The sequence below is a fragment of the Enterobacter sp. CCUG 70166 genome (assembly GCF_020224095.1).
GTDB lineage: Bacteria > Pseudomonadota > Gammaproteobacteria > Enterobacterales > Enterobacteriaceae > Enterobacter > Enterobacter intestinihominis.
The window spans coordinates 43,794-65,300 of the sequence record NZ_NRIQ01000059.1; the positions used below are offsets into that span (position 1 = coordinate 43,794).

Annotated in this window: 23 protein-coding genes and 1 pseudogene; 10 read left to right on the plus strand and 14 right to left on the minus strand. The window is 50.5% G+C overall.

Features of this window, described 5'->3' with window-relative positions:
• Positions 1–61 precede the first annotated feature (61 nt).
• The 10 genes from CKK19_RS22520 to CKK19_RS22565 form a co-directional block, all read right to left on the minus strand.
• Positions 62–700, minus strand: a complete 639-nt coding sequence (locus tag CKK19_RS22520) for a vWA domain-containing protein (protein ID WP_001253658.1) — start codon at positions 698–700, stop codon at positions 62–64.
• Complete coding sequence (locus tag CKK19_RS22525; protein WP_000116681.1) at positions 700–1,341, minus strand: TerD family protein; 642 nt, start codon at positions 1,339–1,341, stop codon at positions 700–702. Before CKK19_RS22525 ends, CKK19_RS22520 begins: the two co-directional genes overlap by 1 nt.
• A 22-nt stretch (positions 1,342–1,363) precedes the next feature.
• Positions 1,364–2,002: a vWA domain-containing protein gene (locus tag CKK19_RS22530; RefSeq protein ID WP_001253657.1), complete on the minus strand. Its 639-nt coding sequence runs from the start codon at positions 2,000–2,002 to the stop codon at positions 1,364–1,366.
• A 462-nt stretch (positions 2,003–2,464) separates the two neighbouring features.
• Positions 2,465–2,932 carry a tellurium resistance protein TerW gene (gene terW, locus CKK19_RS22535; protein WP_001176767.1) on the minus strand — a complete coding sequence of 156 codons (468 nt, stop codon included), beginning with the start codon at positions 2,930–2,932 and terminating at the stop codon, positions 2,465–2,467.
• A 17-nt stretch (positions 2,933–2,949) separates the two neighbouring features.
• Entirely contained in the window at positions 2,950–4,158 is a 1,209-nt protein-coding gene (locus tag CKK19_RS22540; protein WP_011152964.1) for a DUF4236 domain-containing protein, read from the minus strand.
• 10 nt (positions 4,159–4,168) lie between these two features.
• Positions 4,169–5,125 carry an HpcH/HpaI aldolase/citrate lyase family protein gene (locus CKK19_RS22545; protein WP_011152965.1) on the minus strand — a complete coding sequence of 319 codons (957 nt, stop codon included), beginning with the start codon at positions 5,123–5,125 and terminating at the stop codon, positions 4,169–4,171.
• The gene (locus tag CKK19_RS22550; protein ID WP_001585166.1) at positions 5,125–6,204 is read right to left on the minus strand and encodes a cysteine protease StiP family protein; all 1,080 of its coding nucleotides are present in this window, start codon (positions 6,202–6,204) and stop codon (positions 5,125–5,127) included. Before CKK19_RS22550 ends, CKK19_RS22545 begins: the two co-directional genes overlap by 1 nt.
• A 1-nt stretch (position 6,205) precedes the next feature.
• The gene (locus CKK19_RS22555) at positions 6,206–6,979 is read right to left on the minus strand and encodes a hypothetical protein (protein ID WP_001040058.1); all 774 of its coding nucleotides are present in this window, start codon (positions 6,977–6,979) and stop codon (positions 6,206–6,208) included.
• Positions 6,972–8,114: a phosphoribosyltransferase domain-containing protein gene (locus CKK19_RS22560; protein ID WP_001280115.1), complete on the minus strand. Its 1,143-nt coding sequence runs from the start codon at positions 8,112–8,114 to the stop codon at positions 6,972–6,974. Before CKK19_RS22560 ends, CKK19_RS22555 begins: the two co-directional genes overlap by 8 nt.
• 9 nt (positions 8,115–8,123) lie before the next feature.
• Complete coding sequence (locus tag CKK19_RS22565) at positions 8,124–9,182, minus strand: ATP-grasp domain-containing protein (protein WP_012695441.1); 1,059 nt, start codon at positions 9,180–9,182, stop codon at positions 8,124–8,126.
• Positions 9,183–9,502: 320 nt separating this feature from the next.
• Between CKK19_RS22565 and CKK19_RS22570 the strand changes: the two genes are divergently transcribed.
• The 8 genes from CKK19_RS22570 (at position 9,503) to CKK19_RS22605 (ending at position 16,269) form a co-directional block, all read left to right on the plus strand.
• Entirely contained in the window at positions 9,503–10,084 is a 582-nt protein-coding gene (locus CKK19_RS22570; protein ID WP_000254137.1) for a tellurium resistance-associated protein TerZ, read from the plus strand.
• The gene (locus CKK19_RS22575; RefSeq protein ID WP_044704557.1) at positions 10,084–11,241 is read left to right on the plus strand and encodes a TerD family protein; all 1,158 of its coding nucleotides are present in this window, start codon (positions 10,084–10,086) and stop codon (positions 11,239–11,241) included. Before CKK19_RS22570 ends, CKK19_RS22575 begins: the two co-directional genes overlap by 1 nt.
• Before the next feature lie 22 nt (positions 11,242–11,263).
• Positions 11,264–11,719: a tellurite resistance TerB family protein gene (locus CKK19_RS22580; protein ID WP_000007449.1), complete on the plus strand. Its 456-nt coding sequence runs from the start codon at positions 11,264–11,266 to the stop codon at positions 11,717–11,719.
• A gap of 22 nt (positions 11,720–11,741) precedes the next feature.
• A complete protein-coding gene (terC, locus tag CKK19_RS22585) occupies positions 11,742–12,782 on the plus strand; it encodes a tellurium resistance membrane protein TerC (RefSeq protein ID WP_000255079.1) in 1,041 nt (346 codons plus the stop codon).
• 48 nt (positions 12,783–12,830) lie between these two features.
• Positions 12,831–13,409: a tellurium resistance membrane protein TerD gene (gene terD / locus CKK19_RS22590; RefSeq protein ID WP_000116680.1), complete on the plus strand. Its 579-nt coding sequence runs from the start codon at positions 12,831–12,833 to the stop codon at positions 13,407–13,409.
• Positions 13,410–13,477: 68 nt separating this feature from the next.
• Positions 13,478–14,053, plus strand: coding sequence for a TerD family protein (locus CKK19_RS22595; RefSeq protein WP_000301247.1), 576 nt, complete (start codon positions 13,478–13,480; stop codon positions 14,051–14,053).
• A 428-nt stretch (positions 14,054–14,481) separates the two neighbouring features.
• Entirely contained in the window at positions 14,482–15,723 is a 1,242-nt protein-coding gene (locus tag CKK19_RS22600) for a vWA domain-containing protein (RefSeq protein WP_001053340.1), read from the plus strand.
• Between the two features lie 90 nt (positions 15,724–15,813).
• Positions 15,814–16,269, plus strand: a complete 456-nt coding sequence (locus tag CKK19_RS22605) for a hypothetical protein (RefSeq protein WP_000374058.1) — start codon at positions 15,814–15,816, stop codon at positions 16,267–16,269.
• Between the two features lie 240 nt (positions 16,270–16,509).
• Here CKK19_RS22605 and CKK19_RS22610 read toward each other — a convergent pair whose 3' ends face one another.
• Together CKK19_RS22610 and CKK19_RS22615 are read right to left on the minus strand one after the other, a co-directional pair.
• Positions 16,510–16,701 (minus strand): hypothetical protein, encoded by a 192-nt coding sequence (locus tag CKK19_RS22610; RefSeq protein WP_000398479.1) that lies wholly within the window; start codon positions 16,699–16,701, stop codon positions 16,510–16,512.
• A gap of 91 nt (positions 16,702–16,792) precedes the next feature.
• Positions 16,793–17,134: a hypothetical protein gene (locus tag CKK19_RS22615; RefSeq protein ID WP_001151572.1), complete on the minus strand. Its 342-nt coding sequence runs from the start codon at positions 17,132–17,134 to the stop codon at positions 16,793–16,795.
• A 625-nt stretch (positions 17,135–17,759) separates the two neighbouring features.
• Here CKK19_RS22615 and CKK19_RS22620 point away from each other — a divergent pair.
• Together CKK19_RS22620 and CKK19_RS22625 are read left to right on the plus strand one after the other, a co-directional pair.
• Positions 17,760–17,980, plus strand: a pseudogene (locus CKK19_RS22620) (type I restriction-modification system subunit M N-terminal domain-containing protein); the annotation flags it as partial.
• Between the two features lie 140 nt (positions 17,981–18,120).
• Positions 18,121–18,375, plus strand: coding sequence for a hypothetical protein (locus CKK19_RS22625; protein ID WP_000880375.1), 255 nt, complete (start codon positions 18,121–18,123; stop codon positions 18,373–18,375).
• Between the two features lie 2 nt (positions 18,376–18,377).
• Here CKK19_RS22625 and CKK19_RS22630 read toward each other — a convergent pair whose 3' ends face one another.
• Complete coding sequence (locus CKK19_RS22630) at positions 18,378–20,417, minus strand: ATP-dependent helicase (RefSeq protein WP_000166877.1); 2,040 nt, start codon at positions 20,415–20,417, stop codon at positions 18,378–18,380.
• Positions 20,414–21,400, minus strand: coding sequence for a hypothetical protein (locus CKK19_RS22635; RefSeq protein WP_225455229.1), 987 nt, complete (start codon positions 21,398–21,400; stop codon positions 20,414–20,416). The genes CKK19_RS22630 and CKK19_RS22635 overlap by 4 nt, the downstream gene beginning before the upstream one ends.
• Between the last annotated feature and the right edge of the window lie 107 nt (positions 21,401–21,507).

Genomic DNA, 21,507 nt, shown 5'->3' on the forward strand with positions numbered 1-21,507 from the left:
GGCCAGCAGAAAACGTTGCTGTACAGAAAGGTGCTGCCCGGAAACAGCACCTTTCTGTCTGTCAGAGCACCAGCTGGATTTCTGGTGGAGGAGGGGGAAGGGTATCAGTTCCGTTATTAATCCCCGCGCTTGTGCTGCCGGAAGACACGCTGGCCGATACCCATTTAAAGAAACCTGCAAACGCGGTTGAATCTAGCGTCTCCAGAGACACAACCTTATCGGTGAGCTGTTTTAAGTGCTCATGGCCTGCTTTAGGACCAACGGCGCAGGCAATGATGGATCCGAATCCCCGGCCGCGAATCGCTTTTACCGCTTCACCGTACGCCAGGGCATCAGAAGGGGTTCCATCAGTCATCAGGAATACCAGAGGACGCCAGTCTCCTTTGGTATCACCATCTGAGCGACGTACATCCCGTTCAACACACTGCATCAGACATTCAAGGGCAGCACCGGTGAACGTCCCGCCTGCGCTTGGCACAACGATGTCAGAAAACTGGAAGTCTTCCAGCGGCGTGAGAGGAATGAACTCACGCGCCTCATTGTCATAGGTGATAATGGAGATATGAACGCTTTCGAGGGCGTAGGGATCCTGGCGAAGAGCGCTAAGCATCGCCTGAATTCCAACGTTAACGGAATGGATTGACTCACCGCGCATCGAGCCGGATGTGTCGATAACAAGGTAAACAGGCAGGCGGCGCATCACATGTAATTCCTCAGGTGCGAGACAAACGAATCTGATTCTGAAGGCTCACCAATTGCCCTGAGTTTCCAGCCTGTAGCCTCGCGTATCAGCTCGGCAAAGACCATGGAGCGCTGGCTGGCGAAGGCGGGTCCGCCAGAAAGATCGAATCGTGCCATTTCAATATTACGGGCATCTACTGCCCGGATGAAGGCATTCTGAACTTTACCAAAGTGCTGCTGGAGCTTTTCACCATTGTAGATCTGAACGATGAACACAATTTTCTCGTACTGAGCGTCAAGGGAATTCAGGCGCACAATAATTTGCTCATCGTCACCGTCACCGGCTCCGGTTCGGTTATCGCCCGTCAGCCAGATATTGCCTGACTTATGGCGAAGGCTGTTGAAAAAGATGATATCGCCATTCACAAGCGTTGGTTTACCATTTTCCACATTGCCGAGATCGGTCACCTTTCCGGCTGAATTACACAGGAAAGCGATCACATCAAGGTCGTATTCTTCTTCTTTTTTACCAAAGATCCCGCCGAGAAAACCTTTCTTTTCCTCATTAATATCCCAACCGAGGCCGATAGTAACGGACGAGAGATCGTATTCATTTTTTTTCAGGCTTACGCCCTGGCCTTTGCTCAGACTGACAGACATGATATCCCCTTAATCAATAAAATTATAAGACCACATTTACTTCTGGCGGCGGCGGTGGCAGGTCTTCAAGACCGATCACTTCTTTTTTGCTGGACTCCACTTTCTGACTGCCTACCGAAATGCTCGCACTGACCCATTTAAAGAAAGCTTTAATCGTCGAACTGTCAGCTGTATCGAGCTGAACCACGATTTCAGTGATTTCTTTGAGGACGCTGGTATCGGCATCATGCCCGGCTGCACATGCCACAACAACGCCGGTTCTGGCCGCTTTAAAGTCATTCAGGCCTTTACGCCAGTCATCATTCGGACTTCCATCCGTCATCAGGAATACAAGGGGACGCCAGTCACCTTTAGTGTCAGCCGTCGTTTTCTGTACTTCTTTGGCAATGGAGCTGGCCGTGAGGGAAAGCGCTTCGCCAAGAGACGTGGTGCCGCTGGCTGTTAGTGCTGGCATCTGGAAACTCAGGAGGTCTGTCAGGGGGACTGCCTGTCGGGCTGAAGAATCAAAGGTGATCACTGACACGTGAGCCGTTTCGAGTGCATACGGATCCTGTTTCAGCGTGGTAAGCAGCGTCTGAACGCCATTTTTAACCGCTTCGATAGGCTCTCCGTGCATAGAGCCGGACGTGTCGAGTAGCAGATATACGGGTAAGCGTCTCAAATGTAATTCCTTCTTAAGAGATCGGAAGAGGAGAGTAGTTTCAGGAAGAGGCCAGGGTTTGTTGATTTGATAAAACGGCACGACATCTGTCGGGTGGAGATTAAATACTCAGAAGCGGCATTAAAGAAATAAGTTAACCACCATAGAATTACCGACATGTGAATGGCCTCTTATCAACAGAAAAATAATTCAGACCGGACTGGAATATAAGATTTCTGAAAAAACTCGGACAAATAAACTGTCTTATGTATGAAATTCATCATACATCACAGATCTGCATGAATGGAGTGTAAAACGCCCAAAGATTGATGTGTAGCACAAGAGGATGTCAAGACACCAGGTTTTGTAGTCAGTAAGGCGCTGCTGGCATTGCGGGAGGAGAATAGATCAAAACTACGTCACGCCAATACAGAGGTAAAATATGACAAAACCGGGGTTTTCACCCCGGTCTGAGATTTAGCGTCAGGACTTTTTAGCGCTGTATTCTTTTATCAGTTCGTCAACGGAGTGCAGAGCCAGCTTCTCTACCGCTTCACTTCGGGTCGAGCCACTCAGCGCAGCCAGACGGTCAATTTTTCTTAAGATCCGCATGCGTAGCGATAAGGACACGGCTGTTTTTTTATCCTTATCGAGTACGACCTTCCCTGTAGACTCACCGGTTTTCAGTTCAGCATTCTGTGCGAGCGCTTCATTCATCCGGCGAAGGGTCTTTTTATCCAGCTGGCCCGGATTAACGAGATGGTAGGAATGACCTGCCTTGCTGTATTTGATCTCCGCAGAATATGACTCGCGTAGCTCTTTGAGGGCCCGGGTTAATGTCGGCTCTGAGCATTCCAGACTGGTTATAATGTCGGCAGCGGAAACGGGCTTGCCGGTGCCCAGTAAGTTGGCAAGCTTAAAAATCCGGGCCTGTCTGGTATTTAATTGCATCGTAAGATTTAGCCTGCTTAAAGGGTTAGTGGTTCAATAGGCTGAAAAATGAAGGTACTGCTCATCTTTCGAATAACCGGGTGATCGCCTAACGCTTCAACCGGATCAATGTGTTCTATGCCTGCAAAATTTACTGACGACATCTGGCTGCGAGTGCATTTGCAGGACAGGATATACTCATCCTCCAGATAGCCGGTCCGCTTACTGACCCGTTGCGTAAAGCCTGACACAATCACGTTGTCGAAAGGTAGCGTATGTAAAACGATACCGACCAGGCGGAACAAGCAGCCATGGACGTGGCGGGCATAGTTTTCGCGTACGGCTTTTTGCGTCATGGCTTTTTCCGTCAGCTCCGTGCCCCGGGCATTAACGCCGTAAATCTTATCAGGGAAATCTTCAATCTCAGCTAAATCAACGTCCAGCAGGACTGCTGATAGCTCCGGCTTTACTTCAAATGCAACAATCGTTTCACGCGGCCATTCAGTTTCTGCCAGCACACCCGCCAGGTATGATTCGAAAAACGCGGCGTCTGTCCGGAACTGCTGCCGGGCATCTGCCTGAGCCGTGGCGAGCCGTTTTTCATGTTCTTCTGCTTCAAACTTCCAGTTTGCATACTGTTCGGCCCAGGCCGTCCGTTGTTGCTGGTACCGGTGCTGTCGAAGGGTATTCTCACGCTCCACATCAATCAGCTCCTGCTGCCACCGGCGAAGATTTTCGGCGTGGCGCTCAGCTTTAGCTGATTCCGATTCAAACCATTTACCCAGAAAACTAATGCCTTCGCTCTCGGCAGGCTTTTCCGGCAATGCAAGGTAGTCTGGCTTTTCTGGACGCACCGGTGCCGGAACCTGAAAAGGCGACGTTCTGTTATGCAGGTATACTGCTTCCAGCTCTGCCCAGCTGATGCCTGTTTTTGGATCCGGCGTCAGCTCGTGAATATTACGGATTGCGGTTACCGCTGACATGAGTTCAGCGGCTTCCTGCTCAAGCGCCTGTCTGAGCCCCGGGTCGGTTGCCGTCCGGTTTCCACCTCCGGAACGCGCGGCCCGGTCAAGCCGGGTACGGTAACTCAGCCCGGTACCGGGCAAGCCCAGATTGGCATAGGTCCCCCGGCTACCAAAAGAAACGGAAGCACCTCTCGGCCCGACACTCAGGCTCGGTGCACCGTTACTCAGGTTGAGGCGAACGCCAGGAATAATGTTGATCGACTTTCTGAACCTGAACCCCATTATGATTTCCTTAATGATGCTGGGTCACGGTAAGTAATCTGATTCCATCAGCGCTTTGCTCGTTCTGTAACCCATAAAAACGAGCTCTGTCCAGAATGCCAGCCGCCCAGCGGCGATGTGTGGCGGGTTCACACATTGCTCCCTGCGACTTAAACACGGCCTGGGTAGAGTTCAGGATCCGCAGAGCGTCAGAATACTCACCCTGAGTGACCATCAGCGCGTTTTGAATGACCTCTATCTGACCCGGGTGAATGGCCGTTTTCCCAACAAGCCCATGTGCCATATCAAGAGCCAGCTCTCTGGCCATAACGGCATGATCGTCAATATGCTCACATACGGGCGCGGTCAGGGCAAAATCACGCGGGCCGAAGACTGAAACGAGCATTTTGATGACGTAGCCCATCGGGCTGTCATACAGCGTCAGGTCCCGGGGGCGGCGAAGCGACACAACGTTCATAAGATCGTTGCCGCCGATTCGAAGCGCAATAATGCGGTCGTGGCAGGGATGTTCCACCAGGCGAGTGGCCAGCTCGCGCATCTGAACCACGTCAAAGACGTCTTCTGTTTCCAGCGTTGGCATCATGCACAGGTGAGTCCCGCCCATGATATCCCACCATTCAGCTAACGAACTGAGGGTAAATTTCGGCAACACAAACCCATCGACAGCGGAAAGATCATAATGCGCTTTTAACCATCTGCCCATTTCGGCATGCCGAGGGCGAATGAACACCAGAGGCCAGTCATTTTTACCCAGGCTACGCATGCTGTTACTGAGCTCGTGCAGCAGGTGCTCCAGATTTTTGAGGGCGATGGGGATGTCTGCTTCACTGACAGCATCCTCCAGGCAAATCACCAGAGAGCGCAAACCCGGGATTTTCCCGTGCAGGACGGCATCAGCAATATCTTCCCGTGTTGCAGGCATGTATAGCGTGGCTCCCAGATTCCAGGGAGAAAGACGATTTTTCATCAGAGTACCTTCTTGATAATGGTTACAGCCCGATACTGGCCGAGGGTTCCCCCCATTTCTGTAACAACTATTCCCTTTTCACGAGCAAGCCCTACAAGCAAGGCAACGTCCGGGTCGTCAATAGAACGCACAAATACATGGTCCGGTACCCGACGTAATACAGCCCGGGTTGCTTCAGCAATACCGGGTTTAATACGATTGACGCTGTCCACTTTAAATTCATCGGCCAGGAACGCGATAACGTCGCGACTTGTCTGCCATAAGACCCGGGCTGACTCCATATTCCAGCTCAGGGTAGCGAGGGATGACGGGGTTAACTTCTTACGGAAATGGGCGACGGTATCGACAAGCATCCGGCTGCATTCGAATTCACTGAGATGCTCGCAAACCATGCACCCATGTAATCCTTCAGAGGACCATACTGACCGGGAGATCAGGCCTGATACCGGCGCACCCATGATGCCAAAAGGAATGAGCCAGTCATCATCACTGGCTGCAAGCCAGGAGCAGCCACAGGGATCGGCCAGGACAACCAGTCGCGGCTGCTCAGGATAGCCCGGGCGATCTTTCAGTGCGCGTACAAGCTCTCCGGTAATTGCGCCTTTACCTGTCCATCCGTCAACAAAGACAATACCGCTGGTACCATGGCGCTCTTCAATGACGTCGAGGGCTGCACCGTCAATTCCACGATCCCGGATAATGCTGATACCGTAATGCCATGAGGTTTTCCCCATGTCACGCAGGGCCTGGTGCAGCATAACGCCGAGCGGCACGCCAGCTCTGACGAGACTGGCCAGTACAATGGGCTCATCACCGAAGCGTTCGGCCAGAGCAATAGCGAGCTGTGTGACTTCTTTTGCAAGTCTCTCTGCGCCCCGATCCAGCGCCCGGTGAAACAAATCAAGATGCCATTGTGTTGGCGCTGGCTCCTGACTGAGCATGTCCGAATAATGTTTCTTCCCTGACTGAATCAGCTCTTCTTTTTGCTCAACCGGCGTCATCTCAATGACTACCGGCTTTAGCAGAAATTCCACGTCACCGGGCTGGTATGAGCCGGTAAATGTGTCATGTGGCTGCATTTTAATTTTCTCCAAAAATTCGCTGTGAAATGGCATCTGCAAACTGACTCTGACGCGGGATGCCAAACCAGCTGCACAGTTTCATAAAACGATGATCGCTCAGGCTGTCGCCCAGACCAATTACGGGGAAGACTCCGCGTTCAGCCCGAAGTTTTTCAAGAAGCCATCTGACTGCCAGCCCTTTCTCAACCGCGGTGGGAAGCCAGGCCACGTTATTACTGTTGCGGTGGATGTAGAAGCCCTCGGTCGGAAACACCGTTTCTATCTCATCTGCAATGGCATTGAGCTCGTCAAGGCGGGTGCTGTCGCGGTGCTTCATCACCATATAAACCGCCGTTTCACCGTATTCGAAGTTCAGCCTTGCCCAGGCATTGATCCCTTTTGCGTCCATCATTTCAGTGATCAGACGCTGCATCGATGTCAGCTTTTCCTGATAGGGAGCCAGCTGGCCGAGCATATGGGCCTTCCACTCCTCGTCGGGTTTGCCTTCTGGCGTGAGAATGACGGCCCCGTGAGTGGTGATTGCCCAGGAGTGGAAAGGGATCCGTACGCGGCTGATTTCTTCAGTTCCCCGTGCGGTAACGGGTATGAGTTCAGCCTGCTCCAGGAGCCAGTCCACCAACATGGACTGTTCTTCCGTCATAAAGCTTCGTGGATTCAGGGTGCGATCAACGGCACCGGTACGGAATGGCTCCAGGGCCAGCTCGTCCACCATTTTACGACGGGTCTGAAAGAGCGTGTCGTCAAGGTCGCTCAGAACAACGGGTTTATTCATAGGTAACAATCTCCACGACGGCCGCAACCTCAGCCAGCGCTTTAAGAAGCTGCGTGTCAATACTTTCTGCGGGTGTCTCAGTACACACAAGAATGCGGTCAAACTGCTGGTGGGCGACGTTATAGACAAAATTGGGGATGCCCAGCCCGTAGTTATCCGTAAAGGAAATGGCGGACTCAATGGCATAACCAACGGCGATAGGGGAGCGGGTGGTCGATCCATAAAATGCCTGTGCTCCGGCAGCTTCGAGCCGTTCAGCAAGCAGGAACGGCTCCCAGACGAATTCCCCGGTCCCGAGAACCAGAATACGTTCCCCCTTGTGGACGGAGACCTCATGGCCGAGATCGGCCGCAGGTGCGAGCATCCCCAGTCGGCCCCAGGACTGTTTTCCCTGGATGTCCCATTCTCCTCGTGAAGTTACGTTGACTTTCGGCATGTCCGGGACAGGTGCATCAGGTAATGGGGTCCATCCCCACTTACCGCTTACAAGAGAAACCGAAGTGACTGGTAAGGTGCTGCGCTCGGACAAGGCTTTGCCACTCCAGTCGGTAAGCGTAACGGCTATAACCTGTTCAATATGTTGAAGCTTGCCGGTATTACGCAGGGCTGAAAGCAGGTTAATAAAGGTATTACCGGTGGTTGCCTCGTCATCAATCAAAACCAGCGTTCGTGCGTTGGTAACACGACGTCTTTTCTCTTCATCATCTGGCAGATAGATCAGATGATCGGTGGCGTGGCTGTGTTCTTCCTTGAACTCGCAAAGCAACGTGCCATCAACCGGGTGACGGGTAGAGGTCAGATAGACAGATTCAGGATGCTGGTGGCGCACTTCATCAAATACACCGGCCCCAAGCCCAACGGCGGTTTCAGCCATACCGATAAACAGTACGGGTCCTGTCAGTGTCGAGGGGAACTGGCTGGCAAGCTGTCTGTAGGCCTGCCGCATGACTGAGGGTGGCACGGGAATGTGCCTGCCGAGTACTTTGCTGACAAACAGAAAGGCGCGTTTCGGGTTACGTCTTTCAGCGATGTCAAACAGGTCATCGAGCGAAACTTCACCCTGGTCGCGGGTTACCTGAATCGTACCGCATGAGAGGGTACGGCGATAAATCATATCTTCGAGGATATCAGACATAAATACGCCTTAATTCAGAAGGTTAGAGAGTGATTCCGGGTATGCAATTACATCCGTAATGGATCTCACCGCAACCGGAGAAAAGGTGTTTTTAGCGCTCTGGCGCACCATATCTTCAGACATCAGACCGAGCTTAAAGGCAGCAAATAACCCAGGAAGGTTCACCCCGCTGTGAAGGGTATAACCCACCCCCCCTGACGGACGCATGTTGGTTTCAAGCAGCACCGGGTTGCCATTCACATCGTTTCGCGTCTGAACATTCACCAGCCCGTCGGCCTTCATAACCCTGGCGCAGTCACACGCCAGTTCCCAGGCGCTTCCTTCGTTTACCAGATACTGGATAACCCCTTCCTTACGGCGTCCCACGGCTGCGAGTATTTCGCCCTTATCCGCGAGGATATCGACGGAAAATTCCGGGCCTGGCAGGTACGGCATCAAAACAAGGGGTTTAAACGACTCAGCAGCTGATGCTGCTGCAATATACTGTTGCGGACTGACCAGACGATGTTCGGGATGATTAAAGACGGCCATAGGCGAAGCACTGTCATCAAAGCGCCAGAATCCCATGCCATAGATACCCGTCACCGGCTTCACGCATACCGGGCTGTCAGTGAACGGCGGGGCCGCGAGGTGTGTTTTTAATTCTGCCAGCGTATTCACCCGCCAGGATGGTACGACCGGGAGACCCTTTTGCTCCATAAACTGAGCAAAAGTAACTTTTTCGTCAGCCAGAGTTAACCAGTCGACGCCCGTTGCACCGGTAGTAAGGGTGGCACCGGTCGATTCAATGGCTGAACGGTGTTCTTCAAACCACTGGCTGTTACGGCCAGTATGAATATGGTGGATGCCGTAGGACTGAATGGTTTCCTGGATAAACTGAAGACGTTTTTGAGGATCTTCAGGTTCAGTCAAAGAATAGTCGGCAACGGAAAGGATTTCATTTCTTTCGTTACGGTGGGAGGCAAAAACGGTAATGGCAAAATTATTTTTTTTTGCAAATGATTTTACCCCCTGAATAATATCTCGCTGGGAGGATAAACCTTCCATAAACCAAATTTTCTTGTTCATTTTTTTTAATTATCCGGAACGCCATGCAAATTTATGATTGAGAAGTGAGTCTATGAGTGTCTAAGCTACATGTCAATCATAATATGATTAATAACTCCTGTGGTTATGGAGTGCGTCAGGTTTTTTGGATTCCTGATAACACATTGATATTTAAATTAAACTTAGAAAATTAACACCCTGAAAAGGATTTCTTTTTGTGTTTTTACAGAAAACTACCAAAATTTCCCTTGTCAGAGAACTTCATCATGATATGATTTTCTTCGTCAGTTACTAAATATACCTTTGATTGTCTCGGTCATTACCATTTTAAGGAATAAAACATGGTTTCATTAGTTAAGAACCAGACGGTATCACTCAGCAAAGAATCATCTGCATTAAGCCAGCTTCATTTCGGTCTCGGTTGGGATCCGGTTAAGAAAAAAGGTCTTCTTGGAGGATTGTTTGGAGGCAACGACTCAATCGATCTCGATGCTGGCTGCGTATTAATGGACAGCACCGGTAAAACAATTGACACCATCTGGTTCCGCAAACTGGAATCCACCTGCGGCGCTGTTGTGCACAGTGGCGATAACCTGACCGGTGAAGGTGACGGTGACGATGAGGTGATTAATGTCAACCTCTCCCGACTGCCTGCAAACGTTGAATACCTGGCGTTTACGGTAAACAGCTTCCGTGGTCAGTCGTTCAATGACGTCGAAAACGCGTTCTGCCGCGTTGTCGATCAAACCGGCAAAGAGCTGGCTCGCTACAAGCTGACTGAGCAGGGCTCACATACCGGGATCGTTATTTCTTCGCTGCGCCGTAATAACGGCAACTGGGACTTTACCGCCCTTGGCCATGCCTGTCGCGGCCGCACAATTGACGATATGCACTCCGATATCGTTTCAGCGGTTATTCGCTAATGAACCTGACGCCGGGGGGCAATGCCCCCGTTCCAGCCCAGGAGTTGCGGGTCCGGATCACCTCGGGCGGCCAGGTGGATGCTTCGGCGTTTCGCCTGTATGCCGACGGGAAGGTGCAGGGTGATGCGGACATGGTGTTTTATGGTCAGCCACGTAACGATGATGGTACCGTCAGCCTGGTCAGTGAAGGCCAGTACTCAACCTTTACTGTCGCGCTCAACCGGCTGAAACCTGATGTCCAGAAAATTGCGTTCACCGTGACCTGTGACGGTGGGCAGACGGCGTCCGGTCTTCGTAATCTTTCCATCGACGTGGAGCAAGGGGCTACCGGCCTGGTTAGCGGCAGTGTCGAACTGAGCGGCCGTCAGGAAGCAGCCTTAATTCTGGGTGAATTTTACCGTCGTAATAATGACTGGAAATTCCGCTTCGTTGCGCAGGGGTTCAACGGTGGACTTAAACCGCTGGCAGAGCATTTCGGCGTAAATATTGCCGACGAACCGGCTCCCGCAGCCCCGACTCCTCCGGTTGTAACCCCTCCGCCAGTTGAGACAAAAATCAGCCTGAGCAAGGTATCGCTGACAAAAGAGAAGCCTGCAATCAGCCTGACCAAACGGGATAACTTCGGTGAAATCCGGATCAACCTGAACTGGCACCGGGGCAGCGGCAAATCAGGCTTTGCAGGCATGTTCGGCTCCAAAGGAATCGACCTGGATCTGGGGGCCTTTGTTGAGCTTCAGGACGGGTATAAATCGGTCATTCAGGCGCTCGGTAATGCATTCGGTGATTATCGCGATGAACCGTATGTTCAGCTCAAGGGCGATGACCGGACGGGTGATGTATCAGACGGCGAGTGGCTGCATATCAATGGACGTGAATGGAAGCATATCCGCGAAGTGCTGATTTACGCCTTTATTTATGAAGGTGTTCCCAGCTGGGACAAGACTGATGGTGTGGTCACCATTCATGTGCCGGATCAACCGCCCATTGAGACCCGCCTGACCGAAGGTGAAAACCGTCGCACATTGTGCGCCATTGCCAGACTCGTAAACGAAAACGGCGCAATTAAAGTCGAGCGAATTAACCAGTACTTCAAAGGCCAGGACGAAATGGACCGGGCATTTGGCTGGGGATTTCGCTGGAGCGCCGGTTCTAAATAACACAGCAACAAAGGAAACAGGTATGAGCTTTTTCGACAAAGTTAAAGGTGCCATTAACTCAGGCCGTGACGAACTGACCCGCCAGGTTGGCCGTTTCAAAAACAAAAAATTCATGCAGGGCACCGTTGCTGTATGTGCCCGTATTGCCGTATCGAGTGACGGCGTAAGTTCGGAAGAAAAGCAGAAAATGATGGGCTTTCTGCGCTCTTCAGAAGAGCTGAAGGTCTTCGATACCAATGAGGTGATTGAGTTCTTCAATAAACTGGTTTCAAGCTTCGATTTCGATGTTGAAATCGGCAAGGGCGAAACCATGAAATACATCCTGGCGCTGAAAGATCAGCCTGAGGCCGCTCAGCTGGCCTTACGTGTTGGTATTGCCGTTGCGAAAAGTGACGGTAACTTCGATCAGGACGAGAAACTGGCCTCCCGCGAGATCGCTATCGCGTTGGGCTTCGACCCGGCTGAATTTGGCCTCTGATCCACATCCCTAAGGGTAAAATATGGTTTCCACACACATCGGCTTCCCGACTGAAACGGTCATTGTTTTTATTGCGCTTTCAGTCGGTGCCATCTTTATTGACCTGTTTATGCACCGTGATGACAAGCCTATTTCGCTGAAGAGTGCGGCGCTCTGGTCCGTATTCTGGGTTGTGGTTGCGATGGCATTTGCCGGTTTCCTCTATATCCACCACGGTGCTGAGGTTGCCAGTCTGTTTGTTACGGGTTATGCGCTGGAGAAAGTGCTGTCGGTCGATAACCTGTTCGTCATGATGGCCATCTTCTCCTGGTTCGCCGTTCCGGATCGTTATCGCCACCGTGTTCTCTACTGGGGGATCATTGGTGCCATTGTCTTCAGGGGCATCTTTGTCGCCATCGGTACGAGCCTGCTGAGTCTGGGGCCGTATGTTGAAGTTGTCTTCGCTATTATCGTTGCCTGGACAGCGGTCATGATGCTTAAAAGCGGTGATGACGATGATGAAATTGAGGATTACTCCCAGCATCTGGCTTACCGCATGGTTAAACGCTTCTTCCCTATCTGGCCGAAGCTCAGAGGGCATGCCTTCCTGCTTAACCAGAAGGAAGTGGATGCTGAACTGGCGAAACCAGAAAACAGCGATGTCACCATTGGCCGTGGTAAAAAAGCGGCGCTGTATGCGACCCCGCTGTTCCTGTGTGTGGCTGTGGTTGAACTCTCGGACGTAATGTTCGCGTTTGACTCGGTACCGGCAATCATTGCCGTCAGTCGTGAACCGCTTATCGTCTATAGTGCCATGATGTTTGCTATCCTGGGCCTGCGTACTCTGTACTTTGTCCTTGAGGCACTGAAACAGTACCTGGTTCATCTGGAGAAGGCCGTTATCGTGCTGCTGTTCTTCATCGCGGCAAAACTCGGCCTGAATGCGACCGATCACATCTGGCATCATGGTTACAGCATCGCGGCAACAACCAGCCTGTATGTTGTACTGGGTGTACTGGCGCTGGGCATTCTCGCAAGCGTCATGTTCCCGGGCAAACCTGAATCTGAGGAAAAGGGGAGTTAATCCCCTTAAGTGTTAACCTGAACAATTACTAATCGAAGAGGTTATTTTATGAGTGTTTCTCTTTCCAAAGGCGGGAACGTCTCCCTAAGTAAAGCAGCTCCGTCAATGAAAAACGTCCTGGTGGGCCTTGGCTGGGATGCGCGTTCAACAGACGGTCAGGACTTTGACCTGGATGCTTCAGCATTCCTGCTGGCCTCAAACGGCAAAGTGCGCGGCGATTCAGATTTCATCTTCTATAACAACCTGACGTCATCCGACGGTTCCGTAACGCACACCGGCGATAACCGCACCGGTGAGGGCGATGGTGATGATGAATCGCTGAAAATTAAACTGGACGCCGTCCCGTCTGAAGTTGACAAGATCATCTTCGTTGTGACCATCCACGATGCTCAGGCTCGTCGCCAGAGCTTTGGTCAGGTATCCGGTGCGTTTATTCGTCTGGTTAATGACGATAACCAGACTGAAGTTGCTCGCTACGATCTGACCGAAGATGCGTCCACTGAGACTGCCATGCTGTTCGGCGAGCTGTATCGCCACAATGGTGAGTGGAAATTCCGCGCAGTAGGTCAGGGTTATGCTGGTGGTCTGGCATCTGTATGTGCTCAGTACGGCATTAACGCGTCCTGATCAAAAAGTAACTTTTCTACCCGGGGCTGTTAATGCAGCCCTCATTCAACTGTTTGCAGGAGCTAAAAATGGCAGTTTCTCTCGTAAAAGGCGGCAATGTATCTCTGACCAAAGAAGCACCAACCATGAATGTTGCTATGGTTGGCCTAGGCTGGGATGCCCGTGTAACCGATGGTCAGGGTTTTGACCTGGACGCTTCCGTGTTCGCAGTAGGCGAAGACGGTAAAGTGTTGTCAGATGCGCATTTCATTTTCTTCAATAACAAAACCAGCCCTGATGGCGCGGTAGAGCACCAGGGCGACAACCGTACCGGTGAAGGCGACGGCGACGATGAGCAGGTCAAAATCGATCTGACCAAAGTCTCAGCAGATATCAAAAAACTGGTGTTTGCCGTTACCATCTATGATGCAGAAGCGCGTAAACAAAACTTCGGCATGGTGAGCAACAGCTTCATGCGCGTTTACAACAACGACAACGGCACGGAAATTGCCCGTTTCGATCTGTCTGAAGATGCCTCAACCGAAACCGCTATGGTCTTCGGTGAACTGTATCGTCATGGCGCTGAGTGGAAGTTTAAAGCTGTCGGTCAGGGCTTTGCCGGTGGCCTGGCGGCTCTTGCCTCCCAGCACGGCGTTAACATCTAAAATAACGCTGAATCATACCCCGGCAATGCCGGGGTTTTTTTTGGTTGCGATCCGCTATCAGGAGGGGGGGGGCAGAAAGGGTTCGGGAATCTCAGAAAGCAGAGAGATGTTAATTCTGACGTGAGCCTTTTAAAGGCAGGAAACGGATTTTTCTCTGGTTGCTGGTTAAAGCCTGTATTCCGTGCCTTATATCAACAGCATGCCCCTCTGATATATGTTACGTTTGCGACTTATGAAGGCACGGGTTCTGGAAGATAAAATACCCGACCAATGGAAATTCCAATTCAACAGGTATAGAAACTTCAACGTGATGAAATATGGTGTCACACCATATATACGCCTCACCAGAAATCCAGCGTCCTGAACTAAGCCAGGGGAACCTATATAAACGCTGCGCTTTAAAATAATCAAAAATCAGGAGAGTTAATGTGAATCTACAATCCGGACAAAACATACCACTTCAGCAATCTGCGATCAGGCTGAATCTTCAGTACCCTACCAAATCCGGCTTTAAAGGCGAACCCGATACCTGCCTGTTCCTGCTTAATGCTCAGGGAAAGGTCAGCGGCGATTCTGACTTTATCTTTTACAATAATCTGTCTTCTCCTGAAGGGGCAGTAAAGCTCGTTACCGGTTCTCAGCAGTCCAGCATTGAGATAGCACTGGATCGTGTTCCTGCGAACATCAGTAAAATTGCAATCACAGTTGTCATTGATGGTGAAGATACCATCAGTGGGCTCAGTTCGTTGAGCATGCAGGCTCAAGGAATCGCTGAGTTCCAGGCTGAGACTCAGGGCCGCAGTGAGAAAGCAATTATCCTGGGTGAAGTATATCGGCACAATGGCGCCTGGAAGCTTCGTGCGCTCGGGCAGGGTTTCAACGGTGGTCTTGAGCCTCTGGCCATTAGCTATGGCGTTGATGTCGCACAGCCAGCTCCGCAGCCAGCAAAGCCTGCTCGTATCAGTCTGGAAAAGAAACTGGAAACCAGATCTCCGCGCCTTGTAAGCCTCGCTAAAAAAGCCTCGGTCAGTCTTACTAAAAATAAACTGGACACCCTTGAGGCAGCGGTTGCATTTGTACTTGACGCATCCGGCTCAATGAGTGGCCAGTTCAGTAAGGGTAACGTTCAGTCTGTGCTGGACCGCATCGCCGTTCTTGCCGCCCAGTTCGACGACGACGGTGAAATGGATGTCTGGGGATTTGGAGAGAAGCATAAGAAGTATCCAAACGTCACACTGGACAACCTGGACACATATATTCAGTCCATTCGCGGGGCTGGAAAGCGTTCAGCCTGGGAGAACCTGCCGGGCCTCGGAGGGACAAACAACGAGCCTCCTGTGATGGAAGAAATAGTCGACTACTTTAAGGACTCGAAAATCCCGGTGTATGTTGTATTTATTACCGATGGCGGGATCAGCAAGACCCGGGCGATTAAAGATGCAATCCGGCGTTCTGCCAACTACCCCATCTTCTGGAAGTTTGTCGGCCTGGGTGGTTCAAGCTACGGTATCCTCAAAAATCTGGATGACTTTACTGACCGCCGGGTTGATAACACCCACTTCTTTGCCATGGATGATTTCGGTTCGATTAGCGATGAAAAGTTATATGATAATCTACTGGAAGAATTCAGACCGTGGATCGATGAAACAAAAAGGTTAGGCATCCTTTAATACGCACAGTTTGAGCTTGGTTGAATGAGCTCTACAGCAGCTTAATACTGTAGAGCCTTTGTTCATTGGAAATCGTACAGGGAGGCGCATATGGACCGCATCAAGTACCTGAAATGGATAGCTGAAGAATCACCAAGTACGGCTCAGCAGCTGGTGGCCTGGTTAAACAGAGCAAGGCACTATACGCCCGACATGAAAGAGCATCAGGCAGGTGTACAGATTCAAGAAAAGGGGATTGTTGTAGGGCTTAGACAAAGTACTAATCGTTATCATGGAGATTGTCTGACCATACATGTGGTACGGCTTCCGGAAGAAATACAAAACAAGGGATGGTTTAAGTCTTTTCTGAAGCTTTGCTGTGAATCGAATCCCTGGTGCGATGTTGTAATAGAAGACGTGAAAAACCCATATTTATTAAGCTTTTGTAAGAAACTAAACTTTACTGTATTAGATGAATTTTACCCGAATACTTACATAGTAAACACAGATGCCATTATGAGTTTACCTATCCCACCCTTAGGGAGATACGAAACCTATCTTTATTAAACCTGCGAACCTTTACCGGTTGCGTGGGGAGCGGATGGACTTCGGCTAAAGAAAAATCACATCGTCTATTTTGACCAGAAAAAGCTAATCTGCTTGATGTAATGCAGAAACGCATTACATTAATATCTTCTCCCAACAATCACCTGAACAATTCCCTGATTGCTTTTCACCTCATACCAGTGCTGGCTCATAGTTAGTCCTTAAGCAAATTTGTTATCGGAATAAAGAACGAAGCCAGCCTCATCGAGGCGCATAACCTTCTTCCCTTAACGCCTGTTGTAATTTTTCAATTGCGCTTTTCATTACCCAGGCTTCTTCGTCACTCACAGCACAGCCACGAAGATCGCTCCAGCTCAGACGTTTAACTAATTGAGCAAGGGCCATAGTTTCATTCTCATCAAGCTGCAAACTCAGTGTCTCAATACCTTCCACTATCTAACCTCCCTTATACTGAAAAATGGCGCTTTATTTCTGACCAGATGCCGAAGCCTTGAATGCGGCCGGAACTGCCGTTGTTTCTACTTTACAGAAATGGAATTAAAAAGTGGTGGTGCTGGGCACGTTTCTTTTCCAGTCGGGGTTTAAGCCAGAGCCGAAACTCATTCAACTTCTCAGCAGCCAAAACCGCTTCAACGGGGAAAACTTTATATTTACCCTGCTGCTGAGGTTCACCCAACCATCGCCTGATGGCTCCGTCAGTCCATAAACGAGTCTCTTTGAGCCTGGTTACAGTGACCCATTTCCTGGACCATTCATCAAATTGTCGCTGGCGATCCCGATAACGTTGTTCTTCCTGCTGACGAAGCCAGTCACGATCAACAGCGAATTTTCGGTATCCAACAAAGAGCCCTTGTACTTTGGCCATGACAACATTCCGGTTTGCTTAGAACTGTTCAGACAGACATGTCAGGGATAAAGCTGAAGAAAAAGGTACAACGAAGAATAACCAAGACATAGGCCTGCCGGGTAAGTGGTGCGGTGCACAGGACTGTCGGAAAGTACGCTCAGAGAGGGTCGTTTAAGCATGATGCACCACCGCCAGCCAGCCTTAATAATGGTAATGTACCACTGGGTTACCAGACAGACCAGTAACGCATCAAACATAAAACTGTTTTTTAAAAAACGTCAGGAACGTAGCCTGACCTTTTAACCAGTGGTGTAAAAAACATACAGATTGCTCTGAGGTATGAGGTTCAGCAACTAGCCTTGTCGACGCAGAAACATTAAGTAATCAATAGCAGCTATCGCAAACAATGGTGAAAACCACCACGTGCTTTTCAACAAGCCAAGCGGCAGAAAGAGTACAGTTGCCATCGAATAAACAAAAACACGAACCATACCATCTGTAATAAACATAGGCTATTTGCAATCTGAGGTTGGATTGTAGATTTTAGTTAGAAATGGATCAAAGTCCGTTTTGTGCAAAACTTGGTTGACAACCCTCTTTTGGAAGATGTGCCGTTTCGTGCAAAAGTTGGTTGGAGGCCAAGATGGCAGAGTTCGTAGGTTCGGCTGCTTCGCAAGCTGATTTCATTTGGAAGAACGCGGAAGACCTGTGGGGGGGGATTTCAAGCATACCGACTTCGGCAAGATCATTTTGCCGTTTACTCTGCTGCGTCGATTGGAGTGCGCACTGGAGTCTACACGGGAAGCATCGCTCGATAGCCAACCAGCCACGATTGAGTTCTTAGAAGCAGAGTTCAGTGTTGATTTCGATGCGCTGCTATCTTGACCGCCAATCAGACCCGCATGGTTCAGGTTTGTGTATGAGAGTCCCCAAATGGCTGTAGTTCTAACCAAAGCCTTGATTGAAGCCGGCCGCGCCGGAAATAGTGGGTACAGAAAAGGCAGTTGCTTGCGCTGGGCGTAAGTTACCCGCCGAAAAGCGGCTGGATCGAACGACTGATCGGCACTGAGGTATCTGACGAGCAGTACGAACGCTTTCTGGGGCACAGCACGAGCAAGCAGGCTGAACAGATCCTACGCGGAGAGCAGCCAGCCAAGGGGCTTCAGTATGCAAAGCGAGCGAAGAAGCTCGCTTCTGAAAGAAAAGCCACAATTGATCTGGATAACGAGCACCTGTCTGAAATCGAAAAGTATCGGTAGCCCTAGACTTTTAGCCGCTGAAGATCTCTTAGATACCATTGGTGAAACTTGCTGAAGTCAGCCTTCTGTTTCTCTACCGTGCTGTTATAGATCGCATCACTGGTAACCGCACAAGCAGTCCAGCCAGCCTCATAGACGAAGCGAGTAGCTATCGGTGACTTCTTCGGGGTGCTATCCCAGCGGTTTTTGAGCCACCGCGCAAGCCCTTCATCAAGAGGGACCACCAGATTTAGCTGCTGTTTTGTGCGAGTGATACCGACATAAAACAGCCGACGTTCCTCCTCGATTTCCTCTTCGGCCGGAGGGGTGTTCATCGATGTGCGAACGCTGTAAACATCATCGGGTTTGCCGCCAGGAAATTCCTGCTCATTCAGCCCGATCAGTATTACGTTATCCCACTCCAGCCCCTTGGAACCATGCAGTGTGGAAAGGATGAAGGGATCGCAGTCAGTAGCAGCCTCGCCTGGATTCAAGATAAGGTTTAAAAACGTGCGGGAATCGATCTTACTGGAGTCAAGTAGCTCCCCGATCCTCACGACCCCTCGTTGCTGGTCGTTCGATCCAGTGCGAGTTACACCCTCAGAGCCAACACTATCAATGAAACCCTCCATACTCAGGCGTCGTAACACATCGATAGCAGGCGTTTCCTCTCCGTCTTTCTGGCAGATAGTGGCGAGCCTGCCCAGCCGATCTTTTTGGTATTGTGCGCCCTCGAATAACTGACCTAGAGCAGACCATAGGTCGGCGTGCGGAGCCATCAATCCACTGAGCGCCGCTTTGAATTGCCCTTTCTGCCATCTAAAACCAGCCTCCTTCAGAAAGCCGTAAACAATCGCTTGTTTGTTGGGATGGTTTTCCAGTAGCCGCAGATCGCCGTACACAGACAGCAAGACGCCAACTACCAGTATCCCGATTTCGGTGCGGGTGTGTAATGCGCTTGAACCATTGAGGTAGCGATAAGGTAGCCCACACAGGCGTAAAGCAATTTCCGCCTCAGCAAGGTTCGCCTTAGTGCGGGACAATATGGCTTGTGTTCCACTGCTCACCGAGAGGTTTGATAGCACCTTGGATAGGCAGTTATCAAAGTGCAATCTGACCTCTGTTTTGGGGGTGCTAGGATGACTGACACAAAGCTTGGTCAGCTTTGTAGAGTTGCGCCGAATTACCGAGTTAGCCATCAAGGAAAGCTCATGGCCAAATCTGAACGTGCATGACAGTTGAAACACCTTCGTATTCGGGTAGTGCCTTTCAAACAGTCCGCCGATAAAGTCTGGTCGAGCACCACGCCACTCATAAATACACTGGTTAACATCACCAACAGCCATAACCGACGTATCCGACTTAGATAGCAAGCGGGTCATGTCATGCTGTATCAGGTTAACGTCCTGATATTCATCAACAATGATGTGCTTGAAGTGGGCACCAAGGCTGCTGTCATTACGCAACAGTGCGACAGCCTCAATCAAACAGTCATCAAAGGTTCGCAGACTGTTTTCCTCCAGCAGCTCACAATAGCGGCCATAGGCGTGAATAAACTCCCGTTTGATGTTGCTGAACGTTGGATCATTGGCAGCATCAACAGGAGTTACGGCCGCCGCCCGGCAGCGAGCAATAAACAGCTCGAAGTTTTCAATTTCATTGGGGTCAATATAATTCGCCTCATGGTCAAAGCCATAGCGGTAGGCTTGCTTTACCAGTTGCTCATAGCGGTAGTCGCTTGGAGTAATGAGGTCTTTCTTCTTGATTATCTGTTGGCGTTCTCCGTAACCAACAATCTTTAAGGCCAAGCTGTGGAACGTGCGGATTTCTGGAATCACGCTCGACATCAGTGCCGTCTTCAAGTTCTCCGTGAAGCTCACCTGCGCCGACTTGTTGTACATCAGGATCAGAATGGAGCGAGGATCAGTTCCCGTCTTGACCAGCCGCTCAACGCGCTTTACAAGTGTGGTTGTTTTCCCGCTACCAGGTACGGCTTTTACCAACGCATGTCCGGTGTCATGGCTGACAATACTTTTCTGCTCCCAAGTCAGTCTTTTGGTCATGCCTTAACCTTGTAATTGGCGCACTGACGGGCCTCGGTGTAGGGAACGATCTTTGCCTTACTGTGACATTGCAGATAGCCATCCTCCCATCGGCCTGCTTGCTCGCACATAATGCAGTTGGAAAATAGTGAATGAGGATCGGCGTGACGGATAAAAGCTCGTAAGTTATCAGCCAGCTCAGCGGCCCCTAACGATCTAGGCCATGTGTTCACGTCAGAATTGATTGTTAAATCCACTTCAGCGAGCGGCATCGTTTGTTCGTTGAGTCGGCCGGAACCACTTAAACTCCAGACAGACATATCCACGTTACCTACTGAGCAGACGCCGCTACAGGTGTCCACAGATTGAAACGGGGGAAGCCAGTTGAATACTCTCAGGATCTTCTCCTTGATCGAGTAGGCCCCGGTAAGCAACATCTGAATATCAGAGGCAGATTGGACCTTAAACTCAAGAATCGGGATACCGGCTTCGATCTTGTCTTGAGAGCAGGGGTGTGTGACACAAATCTCTACGTAGCAACGCCTTTCGCCAGTCGTATCATACAACATCACGTCTGGTCGCAGCCCTGTGACCTTATCGTGTTTTTCCAGCTCTGCCTGATCGAAAAATTGAGTCAAGTTGTAGCGTGCAGGCACGGATTTTACGCACTGACGTGCTTCGTCTCTAACCAAGGCTAAACGAGAACCATTACAGGCAACCCGGCGCTCCAGCTCAAGGCTAATAGGCATTTCACGGCTGAGAGCTTGTTGGTAGCGATAGAAGAATGCTTCTTTGCCGCACTTGTGAAGATAGGTTTCAAGGGCACAGCATTCTTCCGAATGGCGAAAGTGCTTAGCGTTGAACTCGCCCATTACCGGGGTCAGGGGGCTCTTACAACCTGGGCAGGTGTAAGTATGTGAGCGCAGGGCAGCGCCAATGTGCGTGAGGGTGCCCTCGCCGTCTAGCGCGTAAGCGTATTGTATTGAGCTGGATTGAGTTGTCATGACTGCGTATCCTCCCAAAAAAATCCAGCTAAGAACAGACCTTACGGCAGGCAAATGGTAAGTAGTGCTTCTTGAAGCAGTCGAGTGTACAGCGGCTCAGTGAAAAA

Excerpts from the sequence above, each read along its gene's own strand:
- CKK19_RS22520 (WP_001253658.1), bottom strand. The coding sequence starts at position 700 with ATGCGCCGCCTGCCTGTTTACCTTGTTATCGACACATCCGGCTCGATG.
- CKK19_RS22525 (WP_000116681.1), bottom strand. The coding sequence starts at position 1,341 with ATGTCTGTCAGTCTGAGCAAAGGCCAGGGCGTAAGCCTGAAAAAAAAT.
- terW (WP_001176767.1), bottom strand. The coding sequence starts at position 2,932 with ATGCAATTAAATACCAGACAGGCCCGGATTTTTAAGCTTGCCAACTTA.
- CKK19_RS22540 (WP_011152964.1), bottom strand. The coding sequence starts at position 4,158 with ATGGGGTTCAGGTTCAGAAAGTCGATCAACATTATTCCTGGCGTTCGC.
- CKK19_RS22545 (WP_011152965.1), bottom strand. The coding sequence starts at position 5,125 with ATGAAAAATCGTCTTTCTCCCTGGAATCTGGGAGCCACGCTATACATG.
- CKK19_RS22550 (WP_001585166.1), bottom strand. The coding sequence starts at position 6,204 with ATGCAGCCACATGACACATTTACCGGCTCATACCAGCCCGGTGACGTG.
- CKK19_RS22555 (WP_001040058.1), bottom strand. The coding sequence starts at position 6,979 with ATGAATAAACCCGTTGTTCTGAGCGACCTTGACGACACGCTCTTTCAG.
- CKK19_RS22560 (WP_001280115.1), bottom strand. The coding sequence starts at position 8,114 with ATGTCTGATATCCTCGAAGATATGATTTATCGCCGTACCCTCTCATGC.
- CKK19_RS22565 (WP_012695441.1), bottom strand. The coding sequence starts at position 9,182 with ATGAACAAGAAAATTTGGTTTATGGAAGGTTTATCCTCCCAGCGAGAT.
- CKK19_RS22570 (WP_000254137.1), top strand. The coding sequence starts at position 9,503 with ATGGTTTCATTAGTTAAGAACCAGACGGTATCACTCAGCAAAGAATCA.
- CKK19_RS22575 (WP_044704557.1), top strand. The coding sequence starts at position 10,084 with ATGAACCTGACGCCGGGGGGCAATGCCCCCGTTCCAGCCCAGGAGTTG.
- CKK19_RS22580 (WP_000007449.1), top strand. The coding sequence starts at position 11,264 with ATGAGCTTTTTCGACAAAGTTAAAGGTGCCATTAACTCAGGCCGTGAC.
- terC (WP_000255079.1), top strand. The coding sequence starts at position 11,742 with ATGGTTTCCACACACATCGGCTTCCCGACTGAAACGGTCATTGTTTTT.
- terD (WP_000116680.1), top strand. The coding sequence starts at position 12,831 with ATGAGTGTTTCTCTTTCCAAAGGCGGGAACGTCTCCCTAAGTAAAGCA.
- CKK19_RS22595 (WP_000301247.1), top strand. The coding sequence starts at position 13,478 with ATGGCAGTTTCTCTCGTAAAAGGCGGCAATGTATCTCTGACCAAAGAA.
- CKK19_RS22605 (WP_000374058.1), top strand. The coding sequence starts at position 15,814 with ATGGACCGCATCAAGTACCTGAAATGGATAGCTGAAGAATCACCAAGT.
- CKK19_RS22615 (WP_001151572.1), bottom strand. The coding sequence starts at position 17,134 with ATGGCCAAAGTACAAGGGCTCTTTGTTGGATACCGAAAATTCGCTGTT.
- CKK19_RS22630 (WP_000166877.1), bottom strand. The coding sequence starts at position 20,417 with ATGACCAAAAGACTGACTTGGGAGCAGAAAAGTATTGTCAGCCATGAC.
- CKK19_RS22635 (WP_225455229.1), bottom strand. The coding sequence starts at position 21,400 with ATGACAACTCAATCCAGCTCAATACAATACGCTTACGCGCTAGACGGC.